This is a genomic window from Pseudomonas sp. LH1G9, assembly GCF_002949975.1.
GTDB classification, from domain to species: domain Bacteria; phylum Pseudomonadota; class Gammaproteobacteria; order Pseudomonadales; family Pseudomonadaceae; genus Aquipseudomonas; species Aquipseudomonas veronii.
The window spans coordinates 32,767-56,121 of record NZ_CP026880.1; the positions used below are offsets into that span (position 1 = coordinate 32,767).

Annotated in this window: 18 protein-coding genes, 1 tRNA gene and 2 pseudogenes; 11 read left to right on the top strand and 10 right to left on the bottom strand. The window is 60.1% G+C overall.

All coding sequences use genetic code 11. The features are described 5' to 3' along the window. Positions 1 to 72: 72 nt before the first annotated feature. The 4 genes from C5F70_RS00170 to C5F70_RS00185 all read right to left on the bottom strand — a co-directional run bounded on the left by C5F70_RS00170 (position 73) and on the right by C5F70_RS00185 (position 5,361). Complete coding sequence (locus tag C5F70_RS00170) at positions 73 to 1,197, bottom strand: ABC transporter permease (protein WP_017846123.1); 1,125 nt, start codon at positions 1,195 to 1,197, stop codon at positions 73 to 75. A gap of 1 nt (position 1,198) precedes the next feature. Next, positions 1,199 to 3,940 carry a ribosome-associated ATPase/putative transporter RbbA gene (gene rbbA, locus C5F70_RS00175; RefSeq protein WP_104902547.1) on the bottom strand — a complete coding sequence of 914 codons (2,742 nt, stop codon included), beginning with the start codon at positions 3,938 to 3,940 and terminating at the stop codon, positions 1,199 to 1,201. A gap of 2 nt (positions 3,941 to 3,942) precedes the next feature. Then, the gene (locus C5F70_RS00180; RefSeq protein ID WP_104902548.1) at positions 3,943 to 4,986 is read right to left on the bottom strand and encodes an HlyD family secretion protein; all 1,044 of its coding nucleotides are present in this window, start codon (positions 4,984 to 4,986) and stop codon (positions 3,943 to 3,945) included. A gap of 298 nt (positions 4,987 to 5,284) precedes the next feature. Next, positions 5,285 to 5,361, bottom strand: a tRNA-Met gene (locus tag C5F70_RS00185). A 281-nt stretch (positions 5,362 to 5,642) separates the two neighbouring features. Here C5F70_RS00185 and dinB point away from each other — a divergent pair. Further along, complete coding sequence (gene dinB / locus C5F70_RS00190) at positions 5,643 to 6,701, top strand: DNA polymerase IV (RefSeq protein WP_104902549.1); 1,059 nt, start codon at positions 5,643 to 5,645, stop codon at positions 6,699 to 6,701. Between the two features lie 160 nt (positions 6,702 to 6,861). Here the strand turns inward: dinB and C5F70_RS00195 are convergent, their stop codons facing one another. From C5F70_RS00195 to C5F70_RS00215, 4 genes are all read right to left on the bottom strand, one after another. Further along, positions 6,862 to 7,815 (bottom strand): hypothetical protein, encoded by a 954-nt coding sequence (locus tag C5F70_RS00195; protein ID WP_017846119.1) that lies wholly within the window; start codon positions 7,813 to 7,815, stop codon positions 6,862 to 6,864. A gap of 20 nt (positions 7,816 to 7,835) precedes the next feature. After that, the gene (locus C5F70_RS00200) at positions 7,836 to 9,551 is read right to left on the bottom strand and encodes a proline--tRNA ligase (protein ID WP_017846118.1); all 1,716 of its coding nucleotides are present in this window, start codon (positions 9,549 to 9,551) and stop codon (positions 7,836 to 7,838) included. Positions 9,552 to 9,759: 208 nt separating this feature from the next. Then, a complete protein-coding gene (locus C5F70_RS00210) occupies positions 9,760 to 11,292 on the bottom strand; it encodes an AmpG family muropeptide MFS transporter (RefSeq protein ID WP_017846117.1) in 1,533 nt (510 codons plus the stop codon). A 43-nt stretch (positions 11,293 to 11,335) separates the two neighbouring features. Next, positions 11,336 to 11,650, bottom strand: a complete 315-nt coding sequence (locus C5F70_RS00215; protein ID WP_186352037.1) for an MGMT family protein — start codon at positions 11,648 to 11,650, stop codon at positions 11,336 to 11,338. A 192-nt stretch (positions 11,651 to 11,842) separates the two neighbouring features. Between C5F70_RS00215 and C5F70_RS00220 the strand changes: the two genes are divergently transcribed. The 5 genes from C5F70_RS00220 (at position 11,843) to groL (ending at position 16,467) form a co-directional block, all read left to right on the top strand. Continuing rightward, a complete protein-coding gene (locus C5F70_RS00220) occupies positions 11,843 to 12,850 on the top strand; it encodes a DUF481 domain-containing protein (protein ID WP_104902551.1) in 1,008 nt (335 codons plus the stop codon). Positions 12,851 to 12,951: 101 nt separating this feature from the next. After that, positions 12,952 to 13,683, top strand: coding sequence for a HugZ family protein (locus C5F70_RS00225; RefSeq protein ID WP_079444612.1), 732 nt, complete (start codon positions 12,952 to 12,954; stop codon positions 13,681 to 13,683). A 67-nt stretch (positions 13,684 to 13,750) separates the two neighbouring features. Beyond that, entirely contained in the window at positions 13,751 to 14,227 is a 477-nt protein-coding gene (locus C5F70_RS00230; protein WP_017846113.1) for an FxsA family protein, read from the top strand. 246 nt (positions 14,228 to 14,473) lie between these two features. After that, entirely contained in the window at positions 14,474 to 14,770 is a 297-nt protein-coding gene (gene groES / locus C5F70_RS00235; protein ID WP_017846112.1) for a co-chaperone GroES, read from the top strand. 50 nt (positions 14,771 to 14,820) lie between these two features. Beyond that, entirely contained in the window at positions 14,821 to 16,467 is a 1,647-nt protein-coding gene (gene groL / locus C5F70_RS00240) for a chaperonin GroEL (RefSeq protein WP_017846111.1), read from the top strand. Positions 16,468 to 16,574: 107 nt separating this feature from the next. On the opposite strand, the gene C5F70_RS00245 is transcribed toward groL, so the two are convergent. Together C5F70_RS00245 and C5F70_RS00250 are read right to left on the bottom strand one after the other, a co-directional pair. Further along, complete coding sequence (locus tag C5F70_RS00245; protein WP_017846110.1) at positions 16,575 to 17,312, bottom strand: phosphatase PAP2 family protein; 738 nt, start codon at positions 17,310 to 17,312, stop codon at positions 16,575 to 16,577. A gap of 50 nt (positions 17,313 to 17,362) precedes the next feature. Then, positions 17,363 to 19,312: an LTA synthase family protein gene (locus C5F70_RS00250; protein ID WP_104902552.1), complete on the bottom strand. Its 1,950-nt coding sequence runs from the start codon at positions 19,310 to 19,312 to the stop codon at positions 17,363 to 17,365. A gap of 203 nt (positions 19,313 to 19,515) precedes the next feature. On the opposite strand from C5F70_RS00250, the pseudogene colR reads away from it, so the two are divergent. The 5 genes and pseudogenes from colR (at position 19,516) to C5F70_RS00275 (ending at position 23,283) form a co-directional block, all read left to right on the top strand. Beyond that, positions 19,516 to 20,198, top strand: a pseudogene (colR, locus tag C5F70_RS00255) (two-component system response regulator ColR). Beyond that, positions 20,188 to 21,467 (top strand): annotated as a pseudogene (locus C5F70_RS00260) (sensor histidine kinase). The pseudogenes colR and C5F70_RS00260 overlap by 11 nt, the downstream one beginning before the upstream one ends. A gap of 187 nt (positions 21,468 to 21,654) precedes the next feature. Continuing rightward, the gene (locus tag C5F70_RS00265; RefSeq protein WP_017846107.1) at positions 21,655 to 22,335 is read left to right on the top strand and encodes a class I SAM-dependent methyltransferase; all 681 of its coding nucleotides are present in this window, start codon (positions 21,655 to 21,657) and stop codon (positions 22,333 to 22,335) included. A 4-nt stretch (positions 22,336 to 22,339) separates the two neighbouring features. Beyond that, entirely contained in the window at positions 22,340 to 23,059 is a 720-nt protein-coding gene (locus C5F70_RS00270) for a lipopolysaccharide kinase InaA family protein (protein WP_026139920.1), read from the top strand. Then, positions 23,056 to 23,283, top strand: a complete 228-nt coding sequence (locus C5F70_RS00275; RefSeq protein ID WP_017846105.1) for a hypothetical protein — start codon at positions 23,056 to 23,058, stop codon at positions 23,281 to 23,283. The genes C5F70_RS00270 and C5F70_RS00275 overlap by 4 nt, the downstream gene beginning before the upstream one ends. Positions 23,284 to 23,355: the final 72 nt, after the last annotated feature.

Genomic DNA, 23,355 nt, shown 5'->3' on the forward strand with positions numbered 1-23,355 from the left:
TAAGTGCGCGCTCGGGCAAGGTTTTTTGTCGGACAATCGTCCACGCCTGACGCGGGCAGGCGCAAAAAAGCCTTAACGCAAGGTCGCAACAGACTGACGGAACAGCAGCAAACTCATCGCGATAAATGTCACGCCCATCACCAGGACCGTCACGAACTCTTTCCACACGATGTCGAGGCCCGCGCCTCGATACACGATCGCCTGCATGAAGCTCACATAGTGCCGCGACGGGAAAAACCACGTCACGTACTGGACCCATTGCGGCTGGCTCTCGATGGGCGACATGCCGCCCGACAGCATCATCATCGGCATGACGGCCATCATCATCAGTAGGGCAAATTGCGCCATGGTGCGGGCGAGGGTGCCGAGGAAGATGCCGATCGCTGCCGTGGCGAAGATATAGATGAGGGTGCCGAGCAGCAGCACACCGCGCGAGCCGGCAATCGGGACGTCGAGAAGGCCCTCGACCACGAACAACAGGGAACAGATGAAGCCGATGAAGATCACCAGCCCGCTCGACCACACTTTGGCGAGCGCTATCTCGAAGGCCGTCAACGGCATCACCAGCAGGTGCTCGATCGTGCCGTGCTCCCGCTCGCGCAAGAGCGCCGCGCCGGTCAGGATAATGATCAGCATCGACAACTGATCGGCAAGGCCGACGATCGCGCGGAACCAGGATTGTGTGCCGTTGGCATTGAAGGCGCGGCGCACGACGAGATCGGAGGGCAGCCCGGTGGTTTGCTGCGCTTCCTGTCGGTAGCGCGTGACTTCGTCGGTCACCATGTTCTGGATATAGCCCGACCCCAGGGACGCCTGCTGGACCGCAGTGGCGTCTGCGTTGACCTGGACTTCGATATCGCGGCCCTTTCGCACATCCGCTTCAAAGTGCGGAGGAATCACGACGACGAGGGTGTAAAGGCCGTTGTCCATGCCGCGATCGATGTCGGCGGCGCTGATCATCTTGGCTGCCTGGAAGTACGGCGGATAGAACAGTCCGGCAATCGATCGCGACAGGCTGGAGTGGTCCTCGTCGACGATCGCCACGGAGGCATTGTTGACGGTCTCGCCGGCTCCGGTCGACTGCATGTAAATGCTGAGGCCGAAGGAATAGATGATGAAGAGGATCATCATCAGGTCCTTCGAGAGGGTGCGCAGATCTTTGACGCCGAGCCAGAAAATGTTGGAGAGACTCTGCATCTTATTTCTCCTGTTTGCGCAGGAGCAGCGCGGACAGCAATAAGAAGGCCGGGCAAAACAGGCTCAGCGCGAGCAGGTCGGTCACCATGTCGGTGAAGCCAAGCCCCTTGGTGAACGCACCGACACTCATGTGCATGTAATAGCTCGTCGGCCAGAGGTACCCCATGAGGCGCGCGCCGCCCTCCAGCGTCGAGACGGGCTGCAGCATGCCGGAGAACTGCATGGTCGGCAGCATCGACAGCACCGCTCCGGCGAACACCGCTGCGACCTGGCTTGAGGTGAACGTCGAGATGAACAGCCCGTAGCCGGTGGCCGCCGCCACATAGAACAGCGCGCCCAGGGTCAGCGTGAGGCCGTCGCCCTTGAGCGGAACATCGAAGAGGAACCGCACGGTCACGGTCATGATGAAGAAATTGATCATGCCGACGCCAATGTAGGGCAGTTGTTTGCCGATCAGGAACTCCAGGCGCGTCGTGGGCGTGGCGTAGAAGTTCGTGATCGTGCCGATCTCCTTTTCACGGGCAACGCTGACGGCTGTGAGAATGGCGAGAAACATCATGAGCAGCATCGCCGGCACGGCCGGCCCGATTGCATAAATGCTCTCGGCCGTCGGGTTGTAACGGTTGCGGATCACGATGCTGGTCGTCGGTTTCTTGCTCGCTACGTCGCTGGACTGGCGCTTTCTCTCTTCGGCGAAGAGGTTGTGCGCCGACTCGACGTAACCCTCGATGGTGGCGGCGCGCGAGGTGTTGGCGCCGTCGATCCAGGCCGATACCTGCCAATCCGAGTCGCGCTTTACCAGGCGCCCGAAGCCAGGTGGGATTTCGATGGCCAGCGTGATGTCGTTCGACTTCAGGCGCCTTTGCATTTCGTCGACACTGCGGATCGGCGTCTTTTCGGTGAAATATCGGGAGCTCGAGTAGTTGGCGAGATAGGCTCTGCTCTCCGGCGTGTCGTCGTGGTCGAACGCCGCATAGGTGAGGTTGGTCACATCGCTGGAGACGCCGAAGCCGAAGATCAACAGCATGATGAAGGAGCCGAGGAAGGCGAAGGCCAGCCGCACCGGATCGCGCATAAGCGACAACGTCTCGCACTTGGTAAAGGCCAGGAGGCGGCGCAGCGGCATGAAGGTCGAGCGGCTGGGCGACAACGCCGCTGCCTCGCGCTGGGTCTGCGCCTCGGCATCCGCCACGGAGGGCGCGGGCGCAGCGGGCTCGGCATCCTCGATATAGGCGATGAACGCCTCTTCGAGATTCGCGCTGCCCTTGGCGGTAATGACGTTTTGCGGTGTGTCGCAGACGAGGACGCGACCTGCGTGCATCAATGAGATGCGGTCGCAGCGCATGGCTTCGCTCATGAAATGCGTGGAGACGAAGATCGTGACATTGCGGGTTCGCGAGAGATCGCCGAGCAAGCGCCAGAATTCATCGCGTGCCAGCGGATCGACGCCCGAGGTCGGCTCGTCAAGGATCAGCAACTCGGGGTCGTGAACGATCCCCACGGCCAGCGAAAGGCGCTGTCGCACGCCGAGCGGCAGCGAGTTCGCTTCGGTGTCGGCATAGTCGACAAGGCCGACATCGACCATGAGCTGGGCGATACGCGCGTTAGCGTGGTCCGCGGCTAGATGAAAAAGGCGCGCATGAAGACGCAGGTTTTGCCGCACGGTGAGTTCGCCATAGAGCGAGAACGATTGCGACATGAAGCCGACGCGCTGGCGGACCGACAGGTCGTTGGCATCGACAGGTTTGCCGCAGACCTCGGCCTCTCCCTCGCTCGGCGCCAGGAGTCCGGTCAGCATCTTCATGGTGGTGGTCTTGCCGCTGCCGTTCGAACCGAGGAAGCCGAAGATTTCTCCGCGCTCGATGGCGAAGCTGACGTTATCGACCGCGGTGAAACTGCCGAAACGGCGTGTCAGATTCCTCGCGACAATGACCGGCGCCTCGCTGCCTGGTTGGCGCGGCGGAATGACGAAGCGCTGCGCCGTCGATTTTTGCCCCGGCTGCAGGGCGGCAAACACCGCTTCGATGTCTTGTTGGCCAGTCTTCTCGCGCAGTTCATCCGCAGTGCCGCAGGCAAGCACGCGGGCGTGATCCATCGCGATGAGCCAGTCGCATTGGCCGGCCTCGTCCATATAGGCGGTGGAGATGACGACACTCATCGTCGGCCGCTCGCGCCGCAGTTCGCTGATCAGGTCCCAGAACTGTCGACGCGACAACGGATCGACGCCGGTCGTCGGCTCATCGAGAATGAGTAGGTCGGGGTCGTGAATGAGCGCGCAGCACAGGCCGAGCTTTTGCTTCATGCCGCCCGACAGCTTTCCGGCCGGCCGCTCGAGAAACGCGAGTAAGCCAATCGCCGCCGCCAGGCGCCGGGTGCGTGCGTCACGTTCCGATGCGGACAGGCCGAAGAGGGTGGCGAAGAAGGCCAGGTTCTCGCGGACGCTGATCTCCTGATAGAGGTTTTTGCCGAGCCCTTGCGGCATATAGGCAATGCGTGTGCAGACAGAGCGGCGGTGCCGGGCATTGCTCATGCTGCCGCCGAGGACCTCGACCGATCCGGTCTGCATCTTCCGCGCACCGGCGATCAGGCCGAGCAGCGTGGACTTGCCAGCGGCGTCAGGGCCGATGATGCCCGTCATCTGGCCGCTCGGCAGTGCGAGCGAGACATTGTCGAGCGCTAGAACCTTGCCATAGACATGGCTCGCGTTGGAAACCTCGGCAATCAGCGCTGCGCGAGTCTCCATTATCAATCCTCAGTGTCGACAGGATCGGCCTGAATGCGCTTTTGCAGGGTGTCCGGCCAATTGGGCGGGTTCGGATCGAGGCGCACATAGCCGATGCCGCGGGTGCCCGTTTTCACTTGGTTGAGGTGGCGCGCGATGAGGCTCGGCGGGATGCGCAGCTTGACCCGGAACATAAGCTTGTCGCGTTCGCTGCGCGTCTCGACCTGCTTGGGGGTGAACTGCGCGTCCGGCGACACGAAACTCACTTTGGCCGGCACGGCGAAGTCGGCACCGTCGAACACAATTCGTGCGGCCGACCCGATCGTTACGCGCATGGCCTGTTCGGAGGGGAGATAAATCTCCATGTAGATTTCGGACAGGTCGATGATCGTCAGCACCTTTCCGCCCGCCGAAACGACTTCCCCGGGGTTGACGAGACGATACAGAACACGCCCTTGCACGGGCGCCACAAGAATGGTGTCGGCGATCTGGGCGTCGGTCTGATTAACCAGGGCTTGTGCGGCCACCACCGAACGCTCGCGCGCGGTCACAGTCCGCTGCGCGGCGTCGAGAACGGCGCGCGCAGAATCGCGTTCGCCCTGCGCCTCATCGCGGTTGTCCTCACTGATCGCCCCGGTGACGATCAGCTTGAGGGCGCGGCGCAGCTTTGCTTCCTTGAGGGTCAGTTCTGCCTGCCGTTGCACGACGGTCGCCTTTGCCTCGAGCATCGAGGCCTCCTCGGAAGCCACGTCGGCGGCATATTTGGCGCGTTGCGCTTGCAACTCCGTGGTATCGAGGCGGGCGAGCACCTGGCCTTCGGCGACGAGGTCGCCTTCCCGGGCCAGCACCTCGCGCACGCGTCCGGCCAACTTCGCGGCGATGTCGATTTGGTCGGATTCGATGCGGCCGTTCCCAGAGACAATGCCCTCGGGCAACTTGCCTTGCTGGCTTTGCCACCAGTACCAGGCGCCACCGGCACCGGCTGCCAAGACGATGACCAGGATCAGAACAATCCTTGTGACACGCCGCCAAGACCACTTCGCATCGTTACTCGGGATGGCCGTCATGATCCGATCCTTGAGTGGGGAGGCGTGAAGATCGATTGAGGCGTACACCAGCACCTGTCAGGCCGCGAGACGCACACACGGGCGCGTTATTTCATCCGTTGCGGCAGGTGAATTCCGATGCTTGCCCATCCGGGTAAACGTTACCAACCAAAGGCTGCACACAACGTTGATTTTTATCAAGCAATCGAGCTGAAACCGGGCGCGGCCAGCGCCCTCAGTCGCAGTCATTAAAATCAGCACAAACGAAAACACCGCCGCGACGGTGAGGTCGTGGCGGTGTTTGACGTGTACTTAAAACTGGTTGCGGGAGCCGGATTTGAACCGACGACCTTCGGGTTATGAGCCCGACGAGCTACCAGACTGCTCCATCCCGCGTCTGTGTGTCGGCATTCTACAGCGCAGCGCAGGGGTGTCAACCTATGAATCGAAGAAAAGCGCTTGTGCTTCAATCGGTTAGCTCTCCATCAGAGCCAGGTTTAGCCTTCGGGGCCAGTCTGGCCGAGGGTTTCAGCTCTATTGGCAGCTTAAATTCGATTGAGAAAATAAATTCATCTGAGAATTTTCCTACCGCTCAAGCGGAAGAATCAAACTACTGGTGCTATATACAGGGGTGAGTGCGATACTGCCCATCCGTTGGATTGCTCCCCTTCTTATATATGACGCAGCGCAAAATCATCCACGTCGACTGTGATTGCTTCTACGCCGCCATCGAGATGCGCGATGACCCGAGCCTGGCGCAAAAACCGCTGGCCGTCGGCGGCTCGGCGGATCGGCGCGGGGTGATCGCAACCTGCAACTACGAAGCGCGGGCCTATGGGGTGCGTTCGGCGATGTCATCACGCCATGCCTTGAAGCTCTGCCCCGACCTGACCATCGTCAAGCCGCGCATGGATGCCTATAAGGAAGCGTCGAAGGAGATCCACGGCATCTTTCGCGACTATACCGACCTGATCGAGCCGCTTTCCCTGGATGAGGCTTACCTGGATGTCTCCGACAGCCCGCATTTTGGCGGCAGCGCCACGCGTATTGCCCAGGACATCCGCCGCCGGGTCTCCAATCAGTTGCATATCACCGTGTCCGCCGGTGTGGCGCCCAACAAGTTTCTGGCCAAGATCGCCAGTGATTGGAAGAAACCCAATGGCCTGTTTGTGATCACCCCGGACCAGGTCGAAGACTTTGTGTCGATATTGCCAGTGAAAAAGCTGCACGGCGTGGGCAAGGTGACCGCCGACAAGCTGGCGCGCCTGGGGATCGAAGACTGCCTGCAGTTGCGCGAATGGAACAAGCTGGCGCTGGTGCGCGAATTTGGCAGTTTTGGCGAGCGACTGTGGAGCCTGGCGCGTGGGATAGATGAGCGCGTGGTGCAGAACGACAGTCGTCGGCAATCGATCAGTGTGGAAAATACCTACGATGTGGACCTGCCAGATCTTTCAAGTTGCCTGGCGAAACTGCCTGAACTGATGGAAACCCTGGCTGGACGCATCGCGCGCATCGACAGCAGTTACCGCGCGGGGAAGCCGTTCGTGAAGGTGAAGTTTCATGACTTTACCCAGACGACCCTGGAGCAGGCGGGGGCAGGGCGGGACCTGGAGAGTTATCAACAGCTGATGACCCAGGCGTTCAATCGCGGTGGCAAGCCGGTGCGGTTGCTAGGGATTGGGGTGCGGTTGCTCGACCTGAGCCGCGGCAACGAACAACTCGAACTCTCCTGGTAGAACCCGGAAACCAAATGTGTGAGGGCGGTGCGACGATTCGACTTGCTCCCGATAGCGGTGTGTCAGTCAACTAAGATGTTGAATGTGTCACCGCTATCGGGGGCAAGTCGAATCGTCGCACCGCCCCTCCCACATTTAGATCTACAGCGTTTTCGAGGGCTTAGCGTGCGCCAGGATCTGCGACGAGTCGCCCCGCGTCCTTGGTCAGCGCTTGCAGGAATTCCTGCTGCAACTCCGGATCATTGTGGGTCAGTTCGATCAGGCTCTGTTCCAGTTCGCTGGCTTCTTCCTCCAGGCCCAACTCCGACAGGCGCTTGACCCGGTGGACCCACTGGCTGACTTCGTCGTCTTCCAGGTCGTCGTAGATCAGGCCGTGGGCTTCGAGCAACTTGCCGCGCAGTGTGTGGCTCACCGCCAGGGTCGAGTCCGAATGTACGTCGTCCTGGCCATCTTCCACGCTGATCTTCAAGGTGCTGATGCGGTTCAGATCCTGCTCGGCAAACGGGCTGTCCAACAGGTTCAGGCGCAGTACGCCGTTGCGGTCGGTGGTCATTTCATACACTTGCCTGCCGGCGGTGACCTGCACCGGGCGTTCGCTCCAGGGCAGGCTCGAATACTCCACGCGCTTGTCGCGCTGGACTTCATCGATACCCGCCAGGTTCTGTTGCGCACGCCCGTGGGATTGCACGTTCATGAACGGGTTGATGCCGTCGATGCCGTAGCTCAGCCAGTCGTGGGTCATGCTGGTCGGCAGGTTGCCGAGGGCGAAGATATTCGCCACGTTGGCGCCCGCGCCGGCCACCAAAGCGACCGCGCCCAGCGGCATCTCATAGAGTTTGCGCCAGGGTTGGTAGGGGGTGTAGCGGTCGTAACGACGGGTGACTTCGAATTCGGTGACCTCGAAGGTCTTCTGCTCGTGAATGCGAACCAGGCGTTGCGGCAGCTCCAGCACTTTGGGTTCGCCTACATCGATCTGCAGGCTGTGGTCGAGCAACTTACGCTCGACCCGCTCCTCGTGCTCACTGCGTTGCGACATCTGGTTGGCGCAGCCGCTGACCAGCAGGGCGCCGCACAAGGCGGCGCCCCCCAGGGCTCTGGTGTTTCGCTTGAACATGACTTCTCTTGATCTGGTTTTCAGCGACGAATACGCGCCTGAAGGAAAGACAGCACGTCAGCCACCGGCAACGGTTGGGCTTCGGCTTCGGTCCGGCTCTTGTATTCCAGATTGCCATCGGCCAGGCCACGGTCACTGACCACGATCCGGTGCGGGATGCCAATCAGCTCCATGTCGGCGAACTTGATGCCCGGGCTGGTTTTCTTGTCGCGGTCGTCCAGCAACACTTCGAAACCGGCGGCCGTCAGTTCGGCATACAGTTTGTCGGTGGCTTCACGGACTTGCTCGGTTTCATAGCGCAGCGGCACCAGGGCCACCTGGAACGGCGCCAGGGCGTCACTCCAGATAATGCCTTTCTCGTCGTTGTTCTGCTCGATGGCAGCGGCAACCACGCGCGATACGCCAATGCCGTAGCAACCCATTTCGAGGGTGATCGGCTTGCCGTTTTCGCCCAGCACTTCGCACTTCATCGCCTTGCTGTACTTGTTGCCCAGCTGGAAGATGTGCCCGACTTCAATACCGCGCTTGATTTCCAGGGTGCCCTTGCCATCCGGGCTCGGGTCGCCGGCGACCACGTTACGCAGGTCGGCCACGGTCGGCACCGGCAAGTCGCGTTCCCAGTTCACGCCGAAGTAGTGCTTGTCGTCGATGTTCGCGCCGATACCGAAGTCGCTCATCAGCTCGACCGAGCGGTCGATGATGATCGGCAGCGGCAGGTTCAGCGGGCCCAGGGAGCCGGCACCGGCGCCAATGGCGTCGCGCAGTTCGGCATCGGAGGCCATGACCAGCGGGCTGGCCACGCCCGGTTGCTGGGCGGCCTTGATTTCGTTGAGCTCGTGGTCGCCACGGATCACCAGGGCGATCAGCTTGCCGGCTTCCTCGGCGTGAACGATCAGGGTCTTGATGGTCTTTTCAATCGGCAGATTGAATTTTTCCACCAGGGCCGCGATGGTCTTGGTGTCCGGGGTGTCCACCAGGCGCAGTTCTTCAGCCGGGGCTGGACGGGCGGTTTCCCGTGGCACGGCTTCGGCTTTCTCGATGTTCGCCGCGTAGTCGGAACCGTTGCTGAACACGATATCGTCTTCGCCGGACTCGGCCAGTACGTGGAACTCGTGGGAGCCGGCGCCGCCGATGGAGCCGTTGTCCGCTTCAACCGGGCGGAATTTCAGGCCCAGGCGCGTGAACACGTTGCAGTAGGCGGTGTGCATGCGGTCATAGGTGACCTGCAAGGACGCCTGGTCGGCGTGGAACGAATACGCGTCCTTCATGATGAACTCGCGGCCGCGCATCAAGCCGAAGCGTGGGCGGATCTCATCACGGAACTTGGTCTGGATCTGATACAGGTTGAGGGGCAGCTGTTTATAGCTGCTCAACTCGTTGCGCATCAGGTCGGTGATCACTTCTTCATGGGTCGGGCCAGCGCAGAAGTCGCGGCCATGACGGTCCTTGAAGCGCAGCAATTCAGGGCCATACTCTTCCCAGCGCCCGGATTCCTGCCACAGCTCGGCCGGTTGGGTGCTCGGCATCAACACTTCCAGAGAACCGGCAGCGTTCATTTCTTCGCGAACGATGGCTTCGACCTTGCGCATCACCTTCAGGCCCATGGGCAGCCAGGTGTACAGGCCAGAAGCCAGCTTGCGGATCATACCGGCGCGCAGCATCAGCTGATGGCTGATCACAACCGCGTCGGAAGGCGTTTCTTTCAGTGTGGCGAGCAAATATTGACTGGTACGCATGGTAGGCCGTTGTCGGTTGCTTGGACTTGAAGTGACTTGGGATTGTACGGGCGCAAACTGCCGCCGTACAGGTATCAGGACGCAGAGCTGTTTGTAGGAGCGAGCTTGCTCGCGAAGATCGTCAACGATGACGCGGGAAACCGGGGTAAACGCGGTGTCTGTGACTTCTTCGCGAGGAAGCTCGCTACAGCTACAAGGGGAGGCTCTGTCAGTCTTCTGCCGGCGGATTCAAGCGAATCCGCCGATTCTCTTGATACCAGTGCAGCGCAATCAGCAGCAACGTCGGCACACCCAGCATGCAGGTGATCAGGAAGAAGTTGTGATAACCGAACTTCTCCACCATCACCCCCGAATACCCGCCGATCAGGCGCGGCAGCAACAGCATGATCGAACTCAGCAGCGCGTATTGGGTGGCGGAGAACTTGAGGTTGGTCAGGCTTGACAGGTAGGCGACAAACGCCGAGGTGGCAAGGCCTGAGCTGAAGTTGTCCAGGGAGATGGTGAAGATCAGCATCTGCAGGTCCGGGCCAATGTCGGCGAGCATCACGAACAGCAGGTTGGTGCCGGCCGAGGCGATGCCGCCGATGAACAGGATCGGGAGGATGCCGAAGCGCACAATCAACAGGCCACCCATGCCGGCGCCGACCAGGGTCATGATCAGGCCGAAGATCTTGCTGACCCCGGCAATCTGGTCCTTGGTGAAGCCCTGGTCGATATAGAACACGTTGGCCATCACGCCCATCACCGTATCGGACATGCGATAGGTGGCGATCAGCCCGAGCAGCAGCAGTGCCTGCCAGCGGTAGCGCAGGATGAAGTCGTTGACCGGCGTCAGCACCGGCGCCAGGCCTCGGCGGCCCATGGCCGACAGACACAATGTTGTCAGGGTGATATAGAGGATGGCGCGCAGGAAGGCGCGGTCTTCCATTAACAGTTCCCACAGGCTGACACCGTGGAACAGCACGCTGGCGAAATCGGTGTTGTACAACTGGGTGAACGTCGCCGGCACCGACACCAACAGCACGATCAGCACAAACACCGACACCAACTGATGCACGAAACTGTAGCGTCCGGCCTGCAACTGGGTGCGCAGTGGCACATTGGGCTCGCGCATGAACAGGGTGGTCAGCAGCGCCGGAATCATCAGCACGCCGAACAGCACATAGGTGCCGGTCCACGCCGAGTGTTTATAGTTGAAACCGGTAGAGCCGAAACCTTCGGCAAAAAACAGCGCGCCGGCCGTGGCGAGCAGGGCGGCGATGCGGTAACCGGACATATAGCTGGCGGCCAGGGCAGCCTGGCGGCTGTCATCGGCGATTTCCAGGCGATAGGCATCGACTGCAATATCCTGGGTAGCCGAAGCGAAGGCGACGATCACCGCAATAGCGATCAGCCAGGACAAGTGTTTTTGCGGGTCGCAGAAGCCCATGCCGATCAATCCGAGGATCACCAACGATTGGGCCAGTACCAGCCAGGAGCGACGACGTCCGAGTTTGCCCAGCAGCGGCAGGCGCCATTGGTCGAGCAATGGCGACCACACCCATTTGAAGGCATACGCCAAACCGATCAGGCTCGCATAGCCGATGGTCTCGCGGGCCACACCGGCCTCACGCAACCATACCGAAAGCGTCGAGAACACCAACATGTAAGGCAAGCCGGCGGCAAAGCCGAGCAACAACAGCACTAACGTCGAGGGGCTGGCATAGGCGGCGAGCGCGGCGCGCCAGGTTTTACGGGGCATGGGCTGGAGTCTGCCTCAGATTCACGGAAACAAAGCGCGCACTCTAACCGCTGTGCTCTACCGGGCGCCAGCCATGACGCTGAATATCCACGCGATTGTTCAGGATAGCGACACCTTCGTTGCGTAAACGCGCACGTTGTTCGTCGCCCGAGGCGCTGCCCGCCGGCAGGCTTATCCGACCGCCGGCACCCAGCACGCGGTGCCAGGGCAAGCGGGTATCGTCGGGCAGTTGGCTCAGGGTGCGCCCGACCCAACGCGCCGCGCGCCCCAGCCCGGCGAGGTGGGCCAGTTCGCCGTAACTCACCACGCAACCTTCGGGGATTTGCGCCAGCGTCAGGTACAGCGCGGTGCGGCGCATCTCGGCAGGGCTTTGCGGGGCTTCGGCGGGTTGCTTCACGGTGGATATATCCGTTCAGATCGTCGGTTTCTTGTAAGAAACGTCTGTAAATATGCAGATGAGAACTGAACTCAACACAATTCATTGAGTCAGTCCTAGCTATCTAACACGATAACGCCCCTATTTCGCCAATCCTGAGCCCCTTATCTGCTTATGTTGTCCAGAACCTTGCTGTGCCTTGCTGTTTTCAGCGCTTCCACCCCCTTGCTCGCCGACGCCGTCTGGTTAAAGAACGGTGACCGCCTGTCCGGCAAGATCAAGCTCTTCGACGGTGGCAAGCTGCTGATCCAGACCGACTATGCGGGGGCTATCCCGGTGGATTGGAAGCAGGTGAAAACCCTGGAGAGCGATCAGGAATTGCTGGTCAAGCAGGATGCCTACACCGGTGAGAAAGCCAAATCCTTGCAGGCTGCGGCGGATGGCAAAGTGGTGCTGGCCAATGGCGAAGCGCCCAAGACCGTGGAACTGGCCAGCATCCAGCAGATCATCAAGCCCACGCCGGTGATCGAAGACCTGGTGTGGAAAGGCAATGTCGACATGGCGCTGGACTACAAGCGCGCCGAGAAAGACACCAACGACTACGACATCGACTTCAAGACCTCCGCCCGCCACGGCCAATGGCGCCACACCGGGCAGGGCGAGTACAACCGCGAGTTCCAGGACGACGTCACCACCACCGACAACTGGTCCCTGGAATACGACCTCGACCGCTTCATCACCGAGCACTGGTTCTGGCAGGGCCGCTTGACCTACAAGCGCGACAGGGTCGAAGACCTGTCCCGCCAACGCACTGTCGGCACCGGCCCGGGCTACCAATTCTGGGACGATGAGCTCGGCGCGTTCTCCCTGGGTTCGTTGGTCAACCGCACCGATTACGAATATTTCGATGGCGGCAAGGACAACTTCTATTCCCTGGCCATGAAGTGGGACTACAACCGCTACCTGATCGGCAAGACAGTTGAATTCTTCACCTCCGGCGAGTTGGGCAAGCCTATCGGCGGGCCGGCCGAGTATGCCCTCGATGCGGAAATGGGCCTGCGCTACAAGGTCACCGAGTGGGCGTCGCTCAATCTCAAGGCCGAGCGTGACGTGATCAGCGGCGACTCGGAAAGCAGCTTGAGCAAGACCCGCTACACCGCAGGGTTTGGCGTGGCCTGGTAATCCGCTTCGTGCCCGCTGGCAACCTGCGCGGATATTGATTACCTTGGCTTGAGATCCATTCCCATACGCTATGGGCGACTGAATTCCCGAGGAGTCATACGTTGAGCGCGCACGTTGCCAAGAACGCCCGAGAGCTGTTGCTCAAGGAATACCGTGGAGCCCTCTCCACATTGTCCAAAGCCATGCCCGGTTTTCCCTTCGGTTCGGTCGTGCCGTATTGCCTGGACGAGCAAGGCCGGCCGCTGATCCTGATCAGCCGGATTGCCCAACACACCCATAACCTGCAGAAAGACCCCAAGTGCTCGCTGCTGGTCGGCGAGCGTGAAGCGGATGACGTGCAGGCAGTGGGGCGCCTGACCTACCTGGCCGAAGCCGAGCAATTGCACGACGCCGCCGCGATTGAAGCGGCCGCCGAACGCTATTACCGCTACTTCCCCGAATCGGCCAACTATCACCAGGCCCACGACTTCGACTTCTGGGTACTCAAGCCGGTACGTCACCGCTATATCGGCGGCTTTGGCGCGATTCACTGGCTTGACCGGTTGACCCTGGCCAACCCGTTCGCCGGCCCGGCCGAGCGCAGCATGGTCGAGCACATGAACGCCGACCACTCCAAGGCCATCGCCCATTACGTCGAGTTGGCCGGTTTGCCCACCCACGAGCCGGCGCAACTGGCCGGGATCGACAGCGAAGGCATGCACCTGCGCATAGGGCATGCGCTGCACTGGTTGCCGTTCGCCGAGTCTTGCAACACACCGACACAAGTGCGCGAGGCCCTGGTTTCCTTGGCTCATGCTGAGGTCTGGCCGAAAAAAAGCGTCGCTGAAGCTTGAATTCACGAAATGGCGACGTCATCTAAGGTGGACTGGCAAGGCAATCTTGCGTTGAGGAAACCATTTGATGCGCCCTTTTTTATTGCTCTTTCTGCTGTTCCCGGTGTTGGAGCTGTTCGTATTCGTAAAAGTCAGTGGTGCGATCGGGTTTTTCCCGGCACTGCTGCTGATCATTCTCGGCTCGATGCTCGGCGTTCTGGTGCTGCGCGTCGCCGGTCTGGCCACGGCGCTGCGTGCCCGTGAAAGCCTGAATCGCGGCGAATTGCCGGCACAAACCATGCTCGAAGGGCTGATGATGGCCCTGGCCGGTGGCCTGTTGATCCTGCCAGGCTTCATCAGCGATGTGCTCGGCCTGGTCATGTTGCTGCCGTTCACGCGCAAACTGCTGGCGGGCAAGATGCGCCAGCGCGCCGAAGAGGCTGCGATTCGCCAACGCGCATTCGCCGATGACCTGCAACCCCGTGGCGGCCCGGCTCCGCGCCAGCCGTTGGGGCGAGAAGGTGATGTGATCGAAGGTGAGTTCGAGCATCGCGACAGCAAATAACCGCTTCACTGGCGCGGCCCCTTCGGGGGCTGTGTTGTTTTTAAGGGCCGGCAGACGCAAAAAAATTCATCGCCGGCCCCTTGTAATAAGCTGATGCGCCCTTATGTAACGGTCACCGCAAGGTTTCTGGTGGCGACACCAGACAGACTTCCGCGTTTCGCCCAGCGAACCGCGACCGGCCCCGCCGGATTTAACCTGCCGGTACTGACACCGGCCGATGAAAAACACAATTAGGAGAGATCGACAATGAGCAAGCTTCGTCCTCTGCACGACCGCGTCGTTATCCGTCGCAGCGAAGAAGAAAAGAAAACCGCTGGCGGTATCGTTCTGCCAGGTTCGGCTGCTGAAAAAGCCAACCACGGTGTGATCGTCGCTGCAGGCCCAGGCAAGACTCTGGAAAACGGTGAAGTACGTGCGCTGGCCGTTAAAGTCGGTGACAAGGTTGTATTCGGTCCTTACTCCGGCAGCAACACTGTGAAAGTCGACGGCGAAGACCTGCTGGTCATGGCTGAGAACGAGATTCTCGCCGTTCTGGAAGGCTGATTTCCCCGCTCATTTTCCCGTTACTACAAAGTATTTAAGGAATATCGATAATGGCTGCTAAAGAAGTTAAATTCGGCGATTCCGCCCGCAAGAAAATGCTCACCGGTGTCAACGTCCTGGCTGACGCAGTAAAAGCGACCCTGGGCCCTAAAGGCCGTAACGTGATCATCGAGAAGAGCTTCGGCGCTCCGACCATCACCAAGGACGGCGTTTCCGTCGCCAAAGAAATCGAACTGGAAGACCGTTTCGAGAACATGGGCGCGCAGCTGGTCAAAGACGTTGCCTCCCGTGCCAACGATGACGCAGGCGACGGCACCACCACCGCTACCGTTCTGGCTCAGTCGATCGTCAACGAAGGCCTGAAAGCCGTCGCTGCCGGCATGAACCCGATGGACCTGAAACGCGGCATCGACAAGGCGACCATCGCCATCGTCAAAGAGCTGAAAAACCTGTCCAAGCCATGCGCTGACACCAAGGCTATCGCTCAGGTGGGTACCATCTCCGCCAACTCCGACAACTCCATCGGCGACATCATTGCCGAAGCCATGGAAAAAGTCGGTAAAGAAGGCGTGATCACCGTTGAAGAAGGCACTGGCCTGGAAAACGAACTGTCGGTTGTAGAAGGCATGCAGTTCGACCGTGGCTACCTGTCCCCGTACTTCGTCAACAAGCCAGAAACCATGGTTGCCGAGCTGGAAAGCCCGCTGATCCTGCTGGTCGACAAAAAGATCTCCAACATCCGCGAAATGCTGCCGGTGCTGGAAGCCGTTGCCAAGGCCGGCCGCCCACTGCTGATCGTTTCCGAAGACGTTGAAGGCGAAGCCCTGGCGACTCTGGTTGTGAACAACATGCGTGGCATCGTCAAGGTTGCAGCCGTCAAGGCTCCAGGCTTCGGCGACCGTCGCAAGGCCATGCTGCAGGACATCGCCGTTCTGACCGGCGGTACCGTTATCTCCGAAGAGATCGGCCTGAGCCTGGAAAGCGCCACCCTGGAAAACCTGGGCAGCGCCAAGCGCGTGACCATCTCCAAGGAAAACACCATCATCGTCGACGGTGCTGGCGTAGATCAGGACATCCAGTCGCGCATCACTCAGATCCGTGCCCAGGTTGCCGAAACTTCCTCGGACTACGACCGTGAAAAACTGCAAGAGCGTCTGGCCAAGCTGTCCGGCGGCGTTGCAGTGATCAAGGTTGGCGCTGGCTCCGAAGTTGAAATGAAAGAGAAGAAAGCCCGCGTTGAAGACGCCCTGCACGCAACCCGCGCAGCCGTTGAAGAAGGCGTGGTACCTGGCGGTGGTGTTGCACTGATCCGCGCCCTGGAAGCCATCCTGGACCTGAAAGGCGACAACGCCGATCAGGACGTGGGTATCGCTGTACTGCGTCGCGCCGTTGAAGCACCGCTGCGTCAGATCGCTGCCAACAGCGGCGACGAGCCAAGCGTTGTGGTTAACGCTGTGAAGAACGGTAAAGGTAACTTCGGTTACAACGCGGCAACCAGCGAATACGGCGACATGATCGAAATGGGCATCCTGGACCCTACCAAGGTGACTCGTTCGGCGCTGCAAGCAGCTTCCTCCATCGGCGGTCTGATCCTGACCACCGAAGCAGCTGTTGCTGAAGCACCGAAGAAAGAAGGCTCGGCTGGCGGCGGTATGCCAGACATGGGCGGCATGGGTGGCATGGGCGGCATGATGTAAGCCAGCCTTACCCGGCGACTGAAAAACCCCGCCTGCAGCGATGCAGGCGGGGTTTTTTTATGCGGGTGCGTAATAAGGGAGGGAGGTAACTGAAGTGGTTGGCCGGTCTACGTATTCAATGCACGCACTTCTGACACCCTGACCTTCGATGGCCGATAGAGTATCAGGCAGTACAGCCCCAGGCAGATCAGCCAACAGAAAATCGCCGTCCACACATTGTGGGAAAAGAAGTGCGCGCCCTGTGCCATGCGGCTCACGGAAAACACGCTGCCCAGCGCCACGGCAAAGATGAACGCCTTGCGCGCCATCCGCGGCCGACGATCCCGTAGCGCAAAGAACCAGGCGAACAGGGCGAACCCGGTTGCCGCATGCCCGCCGGGCCAGCAGCGCCCAGGTTTATCGGTGGGCGGGCGAGGGCTCAGCAGTTCGCTGTAGGTTTCCTGGCCACCGAACTCCTTGAGGCTCCACGGGCATTGCACGGCGGTGACGGTTTTCAACGGCGAGACGAACGCCGTGGCCAGCCCCAGGGACAACACCAGGCAGCCCAGTTCGCGGCGGTACGGCTTGAGGCGCTGGAGGATAAAGGTACCGGCAAACCCCAGAATGGCCAGCACCGAGAACAGGATGACCATCTGTTTGGCGCGGTCATGCAGGATGTCTTCGAGGAAGAAGCTGTAACGCCCGATGAAGCCGCCACCCGCAGCGCTGTAGAACTGCTTGGTGAGGTCCATGTCCAGCGATGTCAGCTGCAGCAATAGCATCAGCAGCACAGCACCGGCGGGGATGCCCAGGCACAGCCAGAAATTGAGAGGTTTGGAAACCGGAACAACAGGTGGGGATTGCATGGTAAACCCTGATAAAAAAGTCCCGTACTCGGCTGTACGGGACGTTTTGGTTAGCGCGTGCTTAATGCCGGGGCCTCTTCCTTGGGCGCTTTCCAGCTCAGCAGTTGTTGTTTGAAATCATAACTGGCGGCCTGGTAGTAGGTAATTGCCCGCTGGATCAGCGGGTCATCGCTGCCGACCCGCAACTCCTGGCTTTTACCCAGCGCTTCGTCGTGGCGACGCAGGCCCTGGCGTGGGCTGAGAATCGCCAGGTTTTTGCCGTCGAACAGCCCCAGGTGCTGGTAGTTGCCGACCACGACCCGAGGGGGCAATGGGTTGTCCTGCAACAGGTCACGGCCAAAGAAGGTCGATTCATAGCTCAGGTTGATCAGGCCCAGCAGGGTCGGCGCCAGGTCGATCTGGCTGGCCAGTTGCGCCGATTCCCGTGCGTCGATCAGCTTCGGCGCATAGATGAACAGTGGAATTTGATAGTTGGTGATGGGCAGGTCTTCCTTGCCTGCACTGCCGGCGGTGTGGTCGGCGACGAAGACGAAGATCGTGTTATCGAACCATGGCTTCTGACGCGCCGCTTCCAGGAATTGGCCGATGGCATGGTCGGTATACTTCACCGCGCCGTCGCGGCCATTGCCAGATTTGATATCGATGCGCCCGTCCGGGTAGGTGTAGGGGCGATGGTTGGAGGTGGTCATCAGTTGCAGCAAGAACGGCTGCTGCTTGGCGTAGTCGGCATCGGCCAGCTTCAGGGTCTGTTTGTACAGATCCTCGTCCGCCATGCCCCAGGCATTCTTGAACGAGATTTCCGACTCGGGCACGCTGCTCTGGTCTACGACGCGATAACCGTTGCCGCTGAAAAACGCGTTCATGTTGTCGAAATAACCGCGCCCGCCATACACAAACACGCTGTCGTAACCGATGGCCGTGAGTTGTTGCCCCAGGCTGGCAAAGCCGCTCTCCCGACCAATGCGCTTGACGATGGAGCGTCCCGGCGTCGGTGGGATGGCCAGGGTGATCGCCTCCAGGCCACGGTCGGTGCGGGTGCCGGTGGCGTAGAAGTTGTTGAAGTACAGGCTTTGTTGACGCAAGGCGTCGAGATTCGGCGTGAGGTTGCGCCCGTCGCCATTGCTGCCCATGTATTTGGCGCTGAAACTTTCTATGGTCACCAGCACGATGTTGGGTTTGCGCAGCGTGCCCGGGTGGGTGATGGCACGGCGGATATCCAGTGGGTCCTGGCCGATGAAGCGCGCATTGGGCTCGCTGAGTTCGGCGCGCAACTGCTTGGCCACGATCTCGGTTGGCAGGCTCTTGTAGAACTGTGAGTAATCCAGCTCGTTGTTACGGAACGCGGCGAAAAACTGATACGGGCCATTGCTCGCCAGTTCGTTCTTGTAGGCATTGCCGCCTTGGGCGCGTGGGCTGTCCTGGCTGATCAGTTGCAGGCTCAGGCCCGCGACGACCAACAGCGCCAAGGCATTCAACAGACGGCCGCGCATGGGCGGCCGCGGGGCGTTCATTGCCGCATTGAATGGCTTGCGCAGGGCCAGGCTCAACACGATGGCCAGCATCGCCAGCAAACTGAGCAATTTGCCGATGGGGTAGGATTCCAGCAGGTTGTTCAGTACCTCGTCGGAGTACACCAGGTAGTCGACGGCGATAAAGTTGAAGCGCACGCCGAATTCATCCCAGAACAGCCATTCGGCCACCGAGGTGAACAGCATTGCAAACAGGCTGACGGTGAGCACTGCCTGCAGGAACCAGCGATGGCCACGGCGACGCCACAGCGCGGGCGGACACAGCAACAGGTACAGCCCCAGAGGGAGGGCGGCATAGGCTAGAAAAGCCAGGTCATAGAGCAGGCCCACGCCAAACACCGGCAGCAGATTGCCGCCGACTTCATCCAGATGCGTAATGAGCAGTACGCTGCGGGTGAGCAGGAAAACAACCAGCCAGGCACCGGTTACCAACAGCAAATAGCGCATAGGCGCTGTTTTGAGAAACCCCATGTCCAACTTCCTTAGATCGATGGGGGCGATCTTCGGCCTGGCACTGTAGTCAGTTTGTGAAGCTATAGTGAAAAACTCGTTCAACTCTTTAATCGGTTGAAATCGTTTATCTGCGCAGCGCTCAGCTCTATCCCTGAGCCCCACTAGGCCTTAAGCTGCGCGAGCCTGCACACGGCTGGCACGAAAGTACGGAGACACTGCCCATGCGAATTTTATTGGTTGAAGACAACCGCGATATTTTGGCCAATCTGGCCGATTATCTGGGGCTCAAAGGTTACACCGTGGACTGCGCGCAGGACGGTTTGTCGGGCCTGCACCTGGCTGCCACCGAGCACTATGACCTGATCGTACTCGACATCATGCTGCCCGGCATCGATGGCTACACCCTGTGCAAACGCCTGCGCGAAGATGCGCGCCGCGATACGCCGGTGATCATGCTCACCGCCCGCGACCAGTTGGATGACCGCCTGCAGGGCTTCAAGTCCGGCGCTGATGACTACTTGCTCAAGCCGTTTGCCCTGTCGGAACTGGCCGCGCGCATCGAAGCCGTGCTGCGCCGCGCCCAGGGGGGCGGACGCCGTGCCCTGCAGGTGGCAGACCTGCATTACGACCTCGATACCCTGGAAGTCACCCGCGAAGGGCGCCTGCTCAAGCTCAACCCGGTGGGCCTGAAGCTGCTGGCGGTGTTGATGCAGAAAAGTCCCCATGTGCTGCGTCGGGAAATTCTCGAAGAAGCCCTATGGGGGATGATTGCCCCGACAGTGACAGCCTGCGCAGTCACGTCCACCAGTTGCGCCAAGTGATCGATAAACCTTTCGCCAAACCATTGCTGCAAACGGTACACGGTGTGGGTTACCGCCTGGCCGAGGGTCGTGATGGAGTTTAAGCAAAGCCTTGCCCAGCGGATCATCATCGCCTTTGCCTTGATGAGCGCATTGGTGGCGGGCGCCTTCGCGATGGGGATCATCGCGACGGTGCATCTGGTGGAAGAGAAGCTGATTTCGGCAGGTTTGGGCGGCGACTTGCAGCGCCTGCTGCTGATGGACAGCGTCGAGGACTGGAGCCACCGACCCGAGCCGGACCAACTGTTCTATTTCAGCGGCGGGCGCGGGGATTTCGAGCTGCCCAAGGACCTGCGGCACCTGGATCCGGGTTTTCATGAAGTGTTCCGCGAGGCGTTGTCGTACCACGCCATGGTCGAAGTGGTCGATGGTCGGCGTTACGTGCTGCTGCAAGACCAGAGCGATTTCGAAGAGCGTGAGCGCGTGCTGTTCGCGGTGGTGCTGGTGGGCTTCGTGCTCAGCCTGGCGCTGGCGGTCTTCCTCGGCTGGGTGCTGGCCCGCAAGGTGATGGCACCGGTGGTGCGCCTGGCGCGCCAGGTCCGTCATCGTGACCAGTTGCTCGGCCTGGCGCCGCCCCTGGCACCGGATTACGCCGCCGATGAAGTGGGCGAGCTGGCCGTGGCCTTCGACGCCACATTGGGCCGTCTGCGCCAGGCGCTGTCCCGCGAGCAGTTGTTTACCAGTGATGTGAGCCACGAATTGCGCACGCCGTTGATGGTATTGGCCAGTTCCTGCGAGCTGCTGCTGGAAAACCCGGCCATCGACGAGCGTGGGCGCAACCAGGTGCTGCGTATCGCCAGGGCCTGTGAAGAAATGCGCGAACTGGTGCAGACCTTCCTGATGCTGGCACGCGCCCAACACAACGACGCCACCATGTCCCCCGGGTAACCCTCACCCAGGTGGCGGATGATTTGCTCGGCATCTGGCGTGAGCCGATCGAGCAAAAAGGCCTGCAACTGATCTACCAGCCGGGCAACCCCCTGGATACCCGCTATAACACCACCTTCCTGCATGCGGTGATGGGCAATCTGCTGCGTAATGCACTGCATTACACCGAGCAGGGCTTTATCCGGCTCACCCTGGAACCGAGTGGTTTTGTGGTGGAAGACTCCGGCGTCGGCATTCCTGAAGACAAGCGCGAAGCCATGTTCGAGCCCTTCGTGCGCGGTAGCGAAAAACGCGGTGAGGGCCTTGGCCTGGGGCTGTCGCTGGTGCAGCGGATCTGCGAAAACCAAGGCTGGAGCGTCAGCCTGAGCACCATGGAACCCAATGGTTGCCGCTTTCATGTCCAACTGAGCCAGGTCAAATCCTGACCGTGTGTGCTACCGCTATGCTGGCAACGATCAGTGTAATTCGTCATAGATAGCCCGTTGCTATCATTTGTGTCGGTAAAGTCTTGACATGTATGAATCTGGACAGGACAAGTTTTTCACAACGAGTTGACCTATTGATCACAGTCTGCAACTTAAGGTCGTAGGCATCAGTAAACGGAGACGTAAGATGCCTACCCCGATCAAGCTCGAATTTTCCGATAAGTACGACGAAGAGCATGCGCAGAGTTATTTGCTCAAACATCAGGACAATTTAGCTCGCCGGCTGTCCCACAAACGTGACGAGCAGTTGGCGCGCGGTGCGTTGGCCATGGCCGGTGAACCTGGCCTGGTCTTGGACTTGCCTTGCGGGGCCGGGCGTTTCTGGCCGTTGCTGGCGGAAAAACCCAACCGGGTGATCATCGGCGCCGATAATTCGGAGTCGATGTTGAAGGTCGCGATGGTCGCCCAGCCGGCGGATGTGGTCAAACGGGTACGCCCTTTGCAGACATCCGCCTTTGATATCGATTTGCCTGATAACGCGGTCGACAGCATCTTCTGCATGCGCCTGATGCACCACATTGGTGAGCCTAAGCACCGCTTGGCGATATTGCAGGAGTTTCATCGTGTTACCCGCGACAGCGTGATCATCTCGCTGTGGGTGGATGGCAACTTCAAGGCCTGGAAACGCAAGCGTGCTGAAGTAAAACGTCGTAGGAAAGGTGAGCAGGAAGGTTACCAAAACCGGTTCGTGTTACCGGCTGCTACTGTCGAGGCAGAGTTTGAGCAGGCCGGTTTCCGTGTTCAGGAGTCCCTGGACTTCATTCCGCTCTACGCCATGTGGCGAGTATATGTATTGCGCAAGAGGTAACAGGATGGCAGTTGAGTGCGTAGCAGGCAGTCATGTAGCTCCCGAAGAGCGATTTGAGTATTTCTGGCGCCAGCAGGGCGAGTGGGTCGAAGAGCCTAATCGTCGGCGTGGCGGTGAAAGTGGCGTGCAGCGTGTGATGGGGCCCACCGGGCGTTTGCTCTACAGCAAACGTCAGACCGGGCATATCTACCGCAGTTGGCTGCATCCGTTTGGGCGCCCGACCGTGTTGCGCGAACGGGATGCTCTCAAAGGCCTGCGCGCGCTGAATGTGCGGGTGCCGGAGATGGTGTTCTGCGAGGCGCGTCGTGATCCGCAACACCAATGGAAAGCATTGTTGGTGACGGCTTCGCTGGACGGTTTCGACGAAATCGAAAAATGGTACGCCGCCGGTGGCCGTGAACAGTACGGCGAAGCGGTACACGAGCGTGTACTCAAAGAGGTGGCGGCGACATTGGCGCGCATGCACAAAGGTCGCTGGCAACACGGTTGCTTGTACATCAAGCATATCTTTGTGCGCGTTACGGGTGAGCCCGACTCGGCCAACGTGGAAGTCGCGCTGCTGGACTTCGAGAAATGCCGCCAGCGCCTGACCGCTTATCGAGCCGCCTCCCATGACATGCTGCAACTGCGCCGCCATTCGTCGTGGAGCGATGGCGACTGGGCAAAACTCAGCTACTTTTACGAGACGGCGTTTGGCAGCGCTATCAAGGGTTTAACCAAATGAAGCTAGAAATAGCTCGAGGTCTGTTTCTGGTCGGGGCGTTGGGCGTTGCTGCCCTGGCCCTGGCTGCATGGGAACAGCCTCGGACACAGGTCCTCAGTGCGGTGCAAGGCAGCGGGCAATGCCTGCTGCCGCGCATCGCCAAGGCGAATGCGACGGTCAAGCCCGATCATGACCTGCTGCTGTTCATGTTCGGGATGTCTCGAGGGGTGGGGCCACAAAGTTGAAACGATCGAAACCACCCAAAAAGGGCCTTGTGAGACGAGGCCCTTTTTTTTCGCCAGCGATTTGCCCGTCGG

Bases quoted from the DNA above. Each gene is read 5' to 3' on its own strand.
- C5F70_RS00170 (WP_017846123.1), bottom strand. From the start codon at position 1,197: ATGCAGAGTCTCTCCAACATTTTCTGGCTCGGCGTCAAAGATCTGCGC.
- rbbA (WP_104902547.1), bottom strand. From the start codon at position 3,940: ATGGAGACTCGCGCAGCGCTGATTGCCGAGGTTTCCAACGCGAGCCAT.
- C5F70_RS00180 (WP_104902548.1), bottom strand. From the start codon at position 4,986: ATGACGGCCATCCCGAGTAACGATGCGAAGTGGTCTTGGCGGCGTGTC.
- dinB (WP_104902549.1), top strand. From the start codon at position 5,643: ATGACGCAGCGCAAAATCATCCACGTCGACTGTGATTGCTTCTACGCC.
- C5F70_RS00195 (WP_017846119.1), bottom strand. From the start codon at position 7,815: ATGTTCAAGCGAAACACCAGAGCCCTGGGGGGCGCCGCCTTGTGCGGC.
- C5F70_RS00200 (WP_017846118.1), bottom strand. From the start codon at position 9,551: ATGCGTACCAGTCAATATTTGCTCGCCACACTGAAAGAAACGCCTTCC.
- C5F70_RS00210 (WP_017846117.1), bottom strand. From the start codon at position 11,292: ATGCCCCGTAAAACCTGGCGCGCCGCGCTCGCCGCCTATGCCAGCCCC.
- C5F70_RS00215 (WP_186352037.1), bottom strand. From the start codon at position 11,650: ATGCGCCGCACCGCGCTGTACCTGACGCTGGCGCAAATCCCCGAAGGT.
- C5F70_RS00220 (WP_104902551.1), top strand. From the start codon at position 11,843: ATGTTGTCCAGAACCTTGCTGTGCCTTGCTGTTTTCAGCGCTTCCACC.
- C5F70_RS00230 (WP_017846113.1), top strand. From the start codon at position 13,751: ATGCGCCCTTTTTTATTGCTCTTTCTGCTGTTCCCGGTGTTGGAGCTG.
- groES (WP_017846112.1), top strand. From the start codon at position 14,474: ATGAGCAAGCTTCGTCCTCTGCACGACCGCGTCGTTATCCGTCGCAGC.
- groL (WP_017846111.1), top strand. From the start codon at position 14,821: ATGGCTGCTAAAGAAGTTAAATTCGGCGATTCCGCCCGCAAGAAAATG.
- C5F70_RS00245 (WP_017846110.1), bottom strand. From the start codon at position 17,312: ATGCAATCCCCACCTGTTGTTCCGGTTTCCAAACCTCTCAATTTCTGG.
- C5F70_RS00250 (WP_104902552.1), bottom strand. From the start codon at position 19,312: ATGGGGTTTCTCAAAACAGCGCCTATGCGCTATTTGCTGTTGGTAACC.
- C5F70_RS00265 (WP_017846107.1), top strand. From the start codon at position 21,655: ATGCCTACCCCGATCAAGCTCGAATTTTCCGATAAGTACGACGAAGAG.
- C5F70_RS00270 (WP_026139920.1), top strand. From the start codon at position 22,340: ATGGCAGTTGAGTGCGTAGCAGGCAGTCATGTAGCTCCCGAAGAGCGA.
- C5F70_RS00275 (WP_017846105.1), top strand. From the start codon at position 23,056: ATGAAGCTAGAAATAGCTCGAGGTCTGTTTCTGGTCGGGGCGTTGGGC.